This is a genomic window from Thiolapillus sp., assembly GCF_048562965.1.
GTDB classification, from domain to species: Bacteria; Pseudomonadota; Gammaproteobacteria; order Chromatiales; family Chromatiaceae; genus Thiolapillus; species Thiolapillus brandeum_A.
This window is the reverse complement of sequence record NZ_JBHNMF010000951.1, coordinates 1-1,091: the sequence shown is the minus strand read 5'-3', so window position 1 is coordinate 1,091 and position 1,091 is coordinate 1. Positions and strand designations below refer to the sequence as shown.

2 protein-coding genes are annotated in these 1,091 nt (G+C 62.5%); both read right to left on the bottom strand.

Annotation, left to right across the window (positions count from 1 at the left end):
- Positions 1 to 120 (bottom strand): ribbon-helix-helix domain-containing protein (locus ACOCD2_RS21395; RefSeq protein WP_419626073.1); only part of this gene is annotated, 120 nt, incomplete at its 3' end.
- 40 nt (positions 121 to 160) lie between these two features.
- Entirely contained in the window at positions 161 to 817 is a 657-nt protein-coding gene (locus ACOCD2_RS21390) for an N-6 DNA methylase (protein WP_419619296.1), read from the bottom strand.
- Positions 818 to 1,091 lie beyond the last annotated feature (274 nt).

Here is a 1,091-nt window from a genome sequence, read left to right as displayed (position 1 = left end):
AAGGGCCTGCTTCATGATCCAGGCCCGCGACCGCTCCAGTTTTCCGGCCAGCCGATCCACCTGGTTCGCCAGGGGGACCGGCACATGCGCTGTCAACACGCGGGTATCTGTCTTTGACATTTGCTCGCCGCCGATGGACGCAGCCACCGCCGTCTTAACCTCAGGGAGATCGGCGGGAGCCACCTGCATCGGGAGGGTCCGCCCGCGAGTAATGGCAATAGGTGGACCAGGCGGCGGGATCGCCCAGGGTGTTTCCGTGATAGGAAACCAGCTCGCCAAGCTGGAGCTGGTGAACGAGCAGGGTCGAAAGCACCTGACAGGGGTACATGCGGGCGCAACGCCAATCGATGTCGACGCCAGTGAGGGAGACCAGCGCCAGGGCCTCCGGGCCGTGGGCCTCACAGATGTGATTGGCGGATGCCAGCAGCAACCCCCCAGCGCCGACGGCCGGATCGCAGATGCGCGTCAGTCGGTCACTGGGCAGGGGCGTGGACCCCATGTTCAGGGTGGCCAGCAGACGGGCAATCTCGAATGGCGTGAAAAACTGGCAGGTACCCTTCTGGTGGTACCGGGAGACCAGCTCCATGTGGACTGGCCCCAGGATGTCGGTAAACGGCGCGGCGGAATAGACATCCTTAGCGTAAAGGCCCGAGAGGGTGAACAGCACCTCCCGGACCGGCTTTTTAGGGATTTCATGCTCGGCCAGGCGTTTGCCGAAACCGGCCATCACGTCGTCAAGCATCAGGTCAAACCATTGTTCCGCGCGCAGGCCCTCAGTCCCATGCAGGCGGATCAGCTCTTTTGCCAGATTGTTCATGTCATGTACTCCAGGAAGGGAAAGCCAAAATGAATCCTTTCCTGGCGTTGAAACGGGGTAGCAGAGGTCCAGGGCCTGGCGGAGGCCGCAGCTAAGAGACGACCGAAGGGAGGAGTCTGAACGGGCGAGGGCAGGGCGAAGCGAACCCTTGACTGGCGCGAGGGGTATCCCCTTAGCAAGCCAAGCGGAGCGCGGAGCGTCACGGACGCGGAGGCATCAGGGATGCGAAGGGCTTGTCCCTGACCGATAGGGAAGGAATGTAGCGAAAGCGGAA

Coding starts and splice junctions, on each gene's coding strand:
- ACOCD2_RS21390 (WP_419619296.1), bottom strand. CDS start 817: ATGAACAATCTGGCAAAAGAGCTGATCCGCCTGCATGGGACTGAGGGC.